The organism is Paenibacillus cremeus, assembly GCF_007786445.1.
Taxonomy (GTDB): Bacteria; Bacillota; Bacilli; order Paenibacillales; family NBRC-103111; genus Paenibacillus_G; species Paenibacillus_G cremeus.
Window position 1 is genome coordinate 1 of the sequence record NZ_VNJI01000094.1, and the last position, 9537, is coordinate 9537.

At 44.2% G+C, this 9537-nt stretch carries 13 protein-coding genes and 1 pseudogene; 9 read left to right on the plus strand and 5 right to left on the minus strand.

Annotated features, from left to right (window positions below):
• Nucleotides 1–367 precede the first annotated feature (367 nt).
• Nucleotides 368–670 carry a hypothetical protein gene (locus tag FPZ49_RS34380; protein WP_144855167.1) on the plus strand — a complete coding sequence of 101 codons (303 nt, stop codon included), beginning with the start codon at nucleotides 368–370 and terminating at the stop codon, nucleotides 668–670.
• 133 nt (nucleotides 671–803) lie between these two features.
• Here FPZ49_RS34380 and FPZ49_RS34385 read toward each other — a convergent pair whose 3' ends face one another.
• Together FPZ49_RS34385 and FPZ49_RS34390 are read right to left on the minus strand one after the other, a co-directional pair.
• Nucleotides 804–986 carry a hypothetical protein gene (locus FPZ49_RS34385; RefSeq protein ID WP_144855169.1) on the minus strand — a complete coding sequence of 61 codons (183 nt, stop codon included), beginning with the start codon at nucleotides 984–986 and terminating at the stop codon, nucleotides 804–806.
• A 659-nt stretch (nucleotides 987–1645) separates the two neighbouring features.
• Nucleotides 1646–1858 carry an alpha/beta-type small acid-soluble spore protein gene (locus FPZ49_RS34390; RefSeq protein WP_144855171.1) on the minus strand — a complete coding sequence of 71 codons (213 nt, stop codon included), beginning with the start codon at nucleotides 1856–1858 and terminating at the stop codon, nucleotides 1646–1648.
• A 144-nt stretch (nucleotides 1859–2002) separates the two neighbouring features.
• Here FPZ49_RS34390 and FPZ49_RS37810 point away from each other — a divergent pair, with 144 nt between their 5' ends.
• The 3 genes and pseudogenes from FPZ49_RS37810 (at nucleotide 2003) to FPZ49_RS37820 (ending at nucleotide 2524) form a co-directional block, all read left to right on the plus strand.
• On the plus strand, nucleotides 2003–2266 hold the full coding sequence (locus FPZ49_RS37810) for an SOS response-associated peptidase family protein (protein WP_391563908.1): 264 nt from the start codon (nucleotides 2003–2005) through the stop codon (nucleotides 2264–2266).
• Nucleotides 2245–2448, plus strand: a pseudogene (locus tag FPZ49_RS37815) (hypothetical protein); the annotation flags it as partial. The gene FPZ49_RS37810 and the pseudogene FPZ49_RS37815, both read left to right, overlap by 22 nt.
• Nucleotides 2378–2524 (plus strand): SOS response-associated peptidase family protein, encoded by a 147-nt coding sequence (locus FPZ49_RS37820; protein ID WP_144855175.1) that lies wholly within the window; start codon nucleotides 2378–2380, stop codon nucleotides 2522–2524. The pseudogene FPZ49_RS37815 and the gene FPZ49_RS37820, both read left to right, overlap by 71 nt.
• 105 nt (nucleotides 2525–2629) lie before the next feature.
• Here the strand turns inward: FPZ49_RS37820 and FPZ49_RS34405 are convergent, their stop codons facing one another.
• Nucleotides 2630–2833, minus strand: a complete 204-nt coding sequence (locus FPZ49_RS34405) for a hypothetical protein (RefSeq protein ID WP_144855178.1) — start codon at nucleotides 2831–2833, stop codon at nucleotides 2630–2632.
• Between the two features lie 338 nt (nucleotides 2834–3171).
• Nucleotides 3172–3723 (minus strand): helix-turn-helix domain-containing protein, encoded by a 552-nt coding sequence (locus FPZ49_RS34410; protein ID WP_144855180.1) that lies wholly within the window; start codon nucleotides 3721–3723, stop codon nucleotides 3172–3174.
• Between the two features lie 188 nt (nucleotides 3724–3911).
• Here FPZ49_RS34410 and FPZ49_RS34415 point away from each other — a divergent pair, with 188 nt between their 5' ends.
• On the plus strand, nucleotides 3912–5099 hold the full coding sequence (locus tag FPZ49_RS34415) for a glycine C-acetyltransferase (protein WP_144855182.1): 1188 nt from the start codon (nucleotides 3912–3914) through the stop codon (nucleotides 5097–5099).
• A gap of 29 nt (nucleotides 5100–5128) precedes the next feature.
• Entirely contained in the window at nucleotides 5129–6109 is a 981-nt protein-coding gene (locus FPZ49_RS34420) for an NAD-dependent epimerase/dehydratase family protein (protein ID WP_144855183.1), read from the plus strand.
• A 145-nt stretch (nucleotides 6110–6254) separates the two neighbouring features.
• On the opposite strand, the gene FPZ49_RS34425 is transcribed toward FPZ49_RS34420, so the two are convergent.
• The gene (locus FPZ49_RS34425) at nucleotides 6255–6860 is read right to left on the minus strand and encodes an RsfA family transcriptional regulator (protein WP_186446278.1); all 606 of its coding nucleotides are present in this window, start codon (nucleotides 6858–6860) and stop codon (nucleotides 6255–6257) included.
• A gap of 185 nt (nucleotides 6861–7045) precedes the next feature.
• On the opposite strand from FPZ49_RS34425, the gene FPZ49_RS34430 reads away from it, so the two are divergent.
• The 3 genes from FPZ49_RS34430 to mazF all read left to right on the plus strand — a co-directional run bounded on the left by FPZ49_RS34430 (nucleotide 7046) and on the right by mazF (nucleotide 9036).
• Nucleotides 7046–7789, plus strand: coding sequence for a hypothetical protein (locus FPZ49_RS34430; protein WP_144855187.1), 744 nt, complete (start codon nucleotides 7046–7048; stop codon nucleotides 7787–7789).
• Nucleotides 7790–8470: 681 nt separating this feature from the next.
• Nucleotides 8471–8701 (plus strand): AbrB/MazE/SpoVT family DNA-binding domain-containing protein, encoded by a 231-nt coding sequence (locus tag FPZ49_RS34435; protein WP_144855189.1) that lies wholly within the window; start codon nucleotides 8471–8473, stop codon nucleotides 8699–8701.
• Nucleotides 8695–9036, plus strand: coding sequence for an endoribonuclease MazF (gene mazF / locus FPZ49_RS34440; RefSeq protein ID WP_144855191.1), 342 nt, complete (start codon nucleotides 8695–8697; stop codon nucleotides 9034–9036). The genes FPZ49_RS34435 and mazF overlap by 7 nt, the downstream gene beginning before the upstream one ends.
• Nucleotides 9037–9537 lie beyond the last annotated feature (501 nt).

Sequence of the window (9537 nt, forward strand, 5' to 3'; positions counted from 1 at the left end):
TCCCATATCCTGTGCCTGATGATATTCGTGTTCCTCGGGTCGGAAGTTTGCCTCCAGCTTCCTTCAGATTCCACCTTGCAATGGACACCCTTGCTCTTGGCTAGTGGTTGGCAACTACAAGCCCCCACAGCGGACTTTCACCGCCTAGTTAATCGCCATGCGTGGCGCACATAAAAAAAGCCACAGGACAATCTCCTGTGGCTTCCGGTTCTTCCGTGAAGGGTGGACTTACATTATAAATTTAGTATATTATACCATAATCAATTTGCAGTATGCTATAATTATTGGCAAACGAATACTGAATCAGGGATGAGGAAGAACTTCACCGGAACCACGGGTGAAGTTTTTTATTTTTAAAGGAGAAGTCATGAAACTTGTCATCGCCGAAAAACGTGACCAGGCAAAAGCAGCACCTTTCCCGCATAAAGAACAAGACGGATGCATCGAAATCGAACCATGCTCTGAATTCCCAAGAGGCGGATTTGTTGCCTGGGCCGCCGGTCATCTGGTGGAGTTGGTCGATCCGGAGAAATACGATCCGAAATACGAGAAATGGAGATATGAAGACTTACCTATTATCCCTGACAGATTTGAATACAGTGTCACGAAAGAGAAGTCTAAGCTCTATAGCAAAATAAAATCCTTTGTCTGCATCTATGGGTTATCATGATAAAACTCAATAGCTTGTCTTAGATCCGCTTCATCGATATCCCGTTCCGGAATTTCCCCTTTAATCTTCTCAACCGGCCGAAGCCCACGCGAGATGTTCTTTTTTAGATAACCTTCCTCATTGTTGAACTGGATTAGATCACGTTAACCAGAGCCCAATTGATCATTTCTCCTTCAAATTCATCGGCTGCTGATGATCTATCCAAATAAGACTTCAATCTATTTGCTTCAACCCGGGTAACCGGATTTCCTTTTTCAATATCATTCCAAATATCAGTCAGCAGCCGTTCCTTAGTCATTCCACCATTTCCTCTCATAAACTATCACTCTCCTATGTTCTCTTTGCTATATTTATATGTCTAGCAATCTGAGAATATTCTAGAGGATTAAATAGAAGAGTAGAATATAAATGAAATTATAATACCGCTTTTGGTTTTAAGCGTTCGTCGACAGAAATAATTCAATCGATTCCTAAGGTATCTAACATGGAGAATATACATGCCCCGACCTCATAATGAAGAAAAAAAGTGAAAAATAAGTAAGAGCGCAAAGGGCAGCGAATTAGTGAAGAAATCCCAGATTCCACCATCGGACGATACTAAACGGATGGAAAGATGCTGAAACTTGAGCGGTTGGAGTTAATCGCGGATTTTTCGGAGTAACGATATATTATCTAGTCGGCAGGACAGCCGAACGCCAAAAGGTACTAAGCTTGCCAGTGAGGGATCCGATCGATATACTCGATCTTTCAGACGATGAAATCTTAACCAAAATGGATTTTTTGTTGATGGAATTAAGTTACAATTAGAAGACCTTAAAATCTTTTTTGTCATCATTCTAGCCGATCGACTCAGGAAGAATCAAAGTATGGCTCAGCCGACATCAACTCGTTCAAACTGACTTATAAAATGGTAAACAAACATCAAATAAGACTGCCATCACCTAAGGGAGAAAGAGGGACGGCAGTCTTTTTATGCTAGCGCATGTATCCTTGTAGCTGCTGTTCTGCCATCTGTACCAGCCTGCGGGTTATGTTGCCTCCGATTGATCCTGCATCGCGAGTAGCGAGATTCCCATTGTATCCGTTCGGTTGTAATTGAATTCCCAGCTCTTGCGCGACTTCATACTTTAACTGATCTAGCGCTGCCTTTGCTTGTTGAACAACCAGTGTGTTACTTCTGTTTGCCATTAAGTCAACACTCCTTTATTTGGGATTGGTGGTATTTTGCGTAATTTCATTATTCTTATACAACAATTTTTAGAAATCTGGGTGGCAGAAGAATGAATGCTCGATAAGAAGCGGGGTCTTTTGTCGTTCGCTGCTGGAAATTGTATGAATGATAAAGGTCAGAAATATCAGAAGAAGAGATTCTTAAACACACTTTCATATCGCCAATACAAGTGGGGATTGGTTCATTTCTGGGCTAAAAGTCAAAAGTTGGCCTACTCCATGATTAACGGGTGGGCGGAAACAGTGACTTCGAAGCCAGCTTTTCGAGAGCCATTTAAACGATCCAGGATAATTTTGGTGTCGGACGGTTTCTTCTATAGAAGTGCCTCGAGAATAAACAAAAGCAGCCTATGCGGATGCTGCTAAAGGGGGAGAGACCCGTTTTCGCTTATGCCAGCTTAGGTGACCGCTGGACTTCCGAAGATGGGAGTATTCTTGAAACCTGTAGCATTTTGACCACGACTCCTTCTGAAACTTATGGCTTCGATCCACGATCGGATGCCAGTGATTTTTACAAAAGAGGACGAACAGGTATGGTTAGATCCTGATCCTGAAACCAAGGATATGGATGCCGATGCCCTGACCTCGCTTTTAAAGCCCCGCCCTATCCATCAGAGAAGATGAAAGCTTATCCAGTATCGTCCATTGTCGGCAACATTAATAATTCCCCTGAATGTATCGTAGAGATATAAACTCCCGCGATTAAAGTAAAAAAAGGACAAGCCGGTCTTATTCGATAGGCTTGTCCAAAGCGGGGTATTCAGCTTTTAGGTCATCAATGGATTCGAATTTTGCCGTTTCAAAAACTAATTTAGCAGGCGATGTTTCTGTTCGGTTCCGAATGATATGTCCATAAACCTGCGTTCCAACACGACTTTTAAAAACAAACATCGTTTTATCCGGCTCATCTCTCAATGCGTATTTTTCGATCATCCGTTACGTCCATCCTCGCCTTAAACTATAAATAAAAATCCTCTCACCTAATCTTTAATTAGGTCTGCATCTGCAAACAAATAATATACCTCTTGATCATTTCCATTACTAAATTCGCCCTATAGCATCGGGCTGCATGTCAAGAACATCAGCGGCTGATAATGTTGTAAGTTCCAGAGACTTCGTATGCATTACATGATAGAACATTCCGAAATCCTCCTATAAGATGTTGTTACTCCATATTAAAGGAAAACAACTTCTGAAAATAGCAAAAGTTTCTGGGCAAAACAGACACCTTGCATGCACTGTATATGCCTTAGTCGCTACCCGTGAAATATTTAAGGATAATAAATAATCGCATCATAACGAACGATTTCACCACCTGGATTACGGTACGAGTGCGGCTGATCCGCTGCGTAGCGGACAGCGCTTCCCGCGCCCACTGTATATGAAGTATTCTGAATCTCGATGACTAGCGTTCCGGATGAGACAAGAATATATTCTTCCACACCGGGGCTGTGCGCCTCGGATTCATGCGTACAGCCGGCATCCATCTCGACAGAGTATACCTCAAATTTCTTCGTCGGATCGAACGGGAACATCGGGTAAACGCGGTATTGCCCGTCTTCTTCAAGCAAAGGCTCGAGCTCATCCTTCGTTATTACGGCGATCTCGGAAGGTGGTTCCTCGATTAACGTGGTAAAAGAAAGCCGCAGCCCATTCGCAATCTTCCAAATAATCGAGATCGTCGGGCTCGTCTCGCCACGCTCGATCTGACCAAGCATCGCCTTGCTGACACCTGTTAGCTCAGACACCTTATCTAGGCTGAATCCTCTCGTTTGACGAATCGATTTCAGGTTTCGTCCCAATTTTATATGTATTTGTTCCATAAATGCCTCCTGAACCCATTCCTATTTAGCCTATTGTAGCCGAAGTACCACAAAAAGTCTAAACATTTTCGTGCGCTATAGCATACAAATATATTGTGCGTCATATCATACATATGTATAATATAGAAGCAAATGACTTTCTTGATAGAACAAAGCTAACGAATCCAAATGAGAAGGGGTATCCGACGATGACCAGTTCATCATTAACCACATTTCTGCAGCGGAACCTGGAAGAATTGAAGAATAACGGATTATTTAATCAAATTCACGTACTGCAAGGCGGGAACGGACCGCTTATCCATATTAATGGGCGAGAGCTGATTAATCTTTCCTCCAACAACTACTTAGGCTTGGCAGGGGATGAAAGACTGATTCAGGCAGCTGAAGCGGCTTTGCGCAAATACGGCGTAGGCGCAGGAGCGGTGCGGACGATTAACGGAACGATGGACGTACATGAAGAGTTGGAGGTAAAATTAGCGCGTTTCAAGCGAACGGAGGCCGCTATAGCGTACCAATCTGGTTTTAACTGCAATATGGCGGCGATCTCGGCGGTGATGGAAGCAGGAGATGCGATTCTTTCCGACGAGCTCAACCATGCCTCGATTATCGATGGATGCCGATTGACCAAGGCCAAGGTGATTCGTTTCAAGCACTCCGACATGGAGGATCTAGAGAAACAAGCGAAGGCTGCTAGAGATTCCGGCCAATATAACAAAATCATGGTCATCACGGACGGTGTATTCTCGATGGATGGGGATATTGCGAAGTTGCCGGAAATTGTGGAGATCGCAGAGCGTTATGATCTTATTACCTATGTGGACGACGCGCACGGCTCGGGTGTTCTGGGTAAAGGTGCAGGTACAGTGAAGCATTTTGGATTATCGGATCGGGTTGATTTTCAGATCGGTACACTGTCCAAAGCGATTGGAGTGGTTGGCGGCTATGTGGCAGGCAAGAGGGATCTGATCGAGTGGCTAAAGGTCAGAAGCCGTCCGTTCCTGTTCTCGACAGCGACGCCACCGGCGATTGCCGCCGCATGCATCGCTGCGTTGGATATTTTGTCGAACAGCGCGGAGTTGCAGGAGAAGCTGTGGAGCAACGCCGCTTATTTCCGCAAAGGGTTAGAGCAGCTAGGCTTCGAAACCGGCCACACCGAGACGCCGATTACTCCATGCATCATCGGGGATGAAGTCACAACCCAGCAGTTCAGCAAAGAGCTGTTTGAAGCTGGCGTGTATGCCAAATCGATCGTATTCCCGACCGTTCCGAAAGGCACAGGCCGCGTGCGCAACATGCCAACCGCAGCGCATACGACAGAAATGCTCAACCGGGCACTCACCGTATACGAGAGCGTGAAGAAGCGGCTAGGCCTGTAGCCTAAGATTCGGAGGAGGCGTAAACGAACATGAGAACCATATTGTTAACCGGATCATCGGGCCAAATCGGCAGCGAGCTTGTTACCGCGCTTCGTGCCCGGTATGGGGAAAATTACGTGATTGCAACGGATGTTAAGCATGGCACAAGTAGCGAAGCTGCAGGTCCTTTTGAAATCTTGGATGTAACCAATCGTCAAGCGTTCTACGACATTGCTAAGAAGTATAACGCTGATACGATTATCCATTTGGCAGCGCTACTATCCGCAACGGCGGAAGCGAACCCGCTCTTTGCCTGGGAGCTGAACATGGGCGGTCTGCTGAACGCGCTGGAGGTGGCGAGGGAGCTGCAATGCCAGTTTTTCACCCCGAGCTCGATCGGTGTATTCGGACCGGATTCGCCCAAGGACGCAACCCCTCAAGTGACGGTTCAGCGACCTTTGACGATGTACGGCATCAATAAGCTGGCCGGTGAACTGCTGTGTGACTATTACTTCCGCAAATTCGGCGTTGATACGCGCGGCCTGCGCTTCCCAGGCCTTATCTCGCACCTCACGCCTCCTGGAGGCGGTACGACCGATTATGCGGTAGCTATGTATTTCGAAGCGATCCGCTGCGGCGAGTACTGCTCATATATTAACAAAGGCACGTTCATGGACATGATGTATATGCCCGATGCAATTACTTCCATTATCCAGTTGATGGAGGCCGATCCAACCAAGCTCATTAACCGCAACTCTTACAACGTCACTGCGATGAGCTTAGATCCCGAGATGCTGGCCGCTGAAATCCGCAAGATGCTGCCGGCATTTAAGCTAAGCTATCAGATAGATCCAATTCGAGAGCAAATCGCCCAAAGCTGGCCAAACTCGATAGATACGTCGGCAGCGGTAAGCGAGTGGGGCTTCAAGCCACATTATACGCTTGAAATGATGTCGCAAGACATGCTGTTTCACATCGCTGCACGGACGATTGGCCAAGAGTATCCGGGCAGTGCAATGAAGGTGTCCTAACCCACGAAGCTGAGCTGAAAAAAGGACAATCATCCACTCAGTTAAGTGAAAAAGAGCCTGAATTCCACTTTGAGAATTCGGGCTCTTTTCCTTTACGTTAGTTGGAATCCACAGAAACAGCTTCCTAGCATCCGACCAGTAATATTCAACCGATTCTCTCTAAGTTACCATTGCCATCCATTTTAAAGGCTATTTTCGCGTCCTCTTCATTGGCTTTGAGAACTCCTAGCGCCCTTGCTCGCTCCAGTATTTGAAGCAACGTTTTATAATCCTCGGTTAGAGAAAATTCCGCTTCCTTTGCCGTCCTAAGCTGCTGTTTGAGGGATTCAATTTCTTGATCCCTTTGCTCAATTATTTTCGTAAGCTCGTCAAATTTGCGATTCTGAATAAACTGCCGTTCTTCCTGGTCTATATATTGATTAATGACATCAATTGCCGTAATGAGAGGATGGCTCCTGACAGTCTCTACCTCAAGGAGCCTGCTAATACTTAATCGACTTTTTGGAGAAGGTTTTGGTCTGCCTACCACACGAGCCTCCTGCCTAGCTTCTCTAATAGCATCTTCATAACGACTTCGCACGTCAGAATTCCAGCGAAACCCACAAGCTGCAGATGTACGGCCTAGTTTTTCAGCGGCATCTTCAAATCCTTTTAATTGTGTGCTCCTATTACGGATATGTTGGAGAATCGTTTGAGCAAGGATATTATCTTCTTCCTGCGTCCAGGCATCTTTTCTTTCTTGAGCTGTCATGAACATCACCTAATTTGCATTTTATTACTAAATGTATCCACATATTTATTGGAATATTCTAACAAGTTGATAAGTACGGTGAATTAGTGAAAGATAGCGGCATAAAAACAACTATTTACTTCAGTGTTGAAGGAAATCCTCTCTTCATTGCCGAAAACAAAACGTGGAATGAGGGAGGTGTAATTATGGCTAGGCAGAAGGCGAAGAAAACCCTGTTGCAGCAATTAATGAAAACATTTCATTCTCTCACAGCTCCAAGCCCTGTCCAAAAGAAAACCAAGAGAAGAAAAACAAAATCAACATCTACCAAAAAAACAGATACTGTAGAATCTTCTTCCGTCACTGTGCAAGATTTACATAAGAAACTTGATCAGGAACTAACTCAAAAATTGGATGAGAGTTTGAAAAAAATTAAGATTGAAATGGAACAAGAGATCCTGAAAAAACTGACGAATACAGGTAAAAACGACGAGTCAGATACGAACATAAAAAGTAACAGATCAACAGCTAAAAAAAATACTTCAAAAAAAGATACAAAGATAAAATTTGTACCGAATTCGGATTGCACACTACTGAAATTACTTACTTTATCTGATGATCTAGACCACACAGTTGTTGTTGGTTACGAGCTCCTTGATAATAGCACTCAAGAAATCTGGGGAGTAGACATCAACGAGGGCGTCAGATTGGCTAGGAATAAGAAGATATTGAATACCAAGGTAAAAAGCCGAAAAATTGGCGAGGAACGTCAATATTTTCTAGCACATGTGACGGATGAGGGACTCTATTATAGCGATGAATACAATAAATCTGTATTGAAAAAAGGAAAAATGACTGTCGGCAAATATACACCAGGATTAGCAACCGCAGTCAAATATGCCTATAATTCAGGATTTAGAAACAATAGCAAGTTGCCAAAACTAACTTAAATAATGAGTGTGGCAGAATATGAATTTATAATAAAAATGGACCAACCACTTATCTAATTGAAGAACTTGCCACATACTAGCATAATCAATGATAGTTTTGGAAATATTAATAGTAGACTTAGCGAAATGCTTGGAAATAAATTCGGCATGTTAGGAAAACTCATAATCTCACCTCCTCTGTCTCTGAATATGTAATTTTATGTTAATAGGAAGAAGGGGCAGGTATAGAAACCCTAAGGCTACAAAATTGGCGGCTGTGCCATAAACTAAACAAAACGCATGTACCGGGGCTATTTTCTTAGTGGATTTACCCAAGCATGGAATTAGCCGGATTGGACAAAATAACCAGTAACAATCTATCTAGTAGACGGCCGATCCGACCGACCAGTAAAACTTCGCAAATACGAGTAACGGGCGGTGCTCCGATCCTGACACGTCGCGTACGCCTATCCCTCCGATCTCAGATGGGATGGCTTTATCAACTGGAGCTCGATGTGGTATTCCTGAAGACCACCGTCATCTCCGAGATCCATGATCAAAGTAGGAATTTACTGTCGAGCCTCAGTTCGATTAATTCGCCTCTGATTATGCCTACGCGCTTTAGTCCAATCAGCCAAAACTAGTTTGACTTAACCTCCCAATATGTATATACTTTGTATATACATATTGGGAGGCGATCTAATGTTTCAGATACAAAAGTGGGGTAATTCCCTTGGCATTCGCATCCCAAAAACACTCGCCATGAAGGTCGGTCTAGAGGAAGGCTCCGAAGTAGACTTAGGTATCGAGGACGGTCACCTTGTAATCAAGTCGAAGTCGAAAACATTGGATGAGCTCCTTTCCCAAATCACACAGGATAACCTTCACACCGAGATTCAAACAGGTGATCCGCAAGGACGGGAAGTATGGTAATCAACGAGTACGTGCCGGATCGAGGCGACTTGGTGTGGCTACAGTTCAACCCACAGGCAGGTCATGAACAATCAGGCAAGCGTCCGGCATTGGTCGTATCTCCTGCAGCGTATAACGGCAAGGTCGGACTTTCCTTGCTCTGTCCGGTAACCTCCAAGCAAAAGGGCTACCCGTTTGAAGTATTCATTCCACAGAATTTGCCTATTGAAGGAGTCATATTATCAGACCAGGTAAAGAGTCTCGATTGGCAGTCTAGACAGGCAGCTTTCATCTGCAAAGTACCGCAGGAGACCTTATCAGAGGTAATAGCAAAACTGGATTTGCTGATCCGTTAATCTATAATGAGCCTTCCGAGGGGTTACTTGGAAGGCATTTTGGTATATAGAAGGGTGGTTTTCAAATTCCAACTAGGCGCTAGATACTGCGTATGTTATTCTAGCGATAAGGTTGTGATTCCGGTGGCTCTGATGCGCTAGAAGTACAACGAGAAAAATAAAAGCCTCAGTATCACTGCAAATGCAGTAATACCAAAGCCATCGCTCGCTGGTGGGTTTTCGAATTTTAATATCAAAGTAATACTGCGTGCATGACGAAACGGTATTTTCCCATGAGATGATGAGTTATTAATATTATAAATTAATTACTCAACTTTCGCAGCTCGAAATTGTAGTTTAAACCTTGCATCATGCGGCTTCTGAGCATAAAAATCAGCGAATTGACAAAAAAACACCTTTCGTTTGGTAAAATGGAAATTGACTAGATCCCCATTCCAAACAGAAAGGTGCATACCATTATGTTACACCAGAAATCTCTGTCTGAAAAGGGCGTTGACCGCC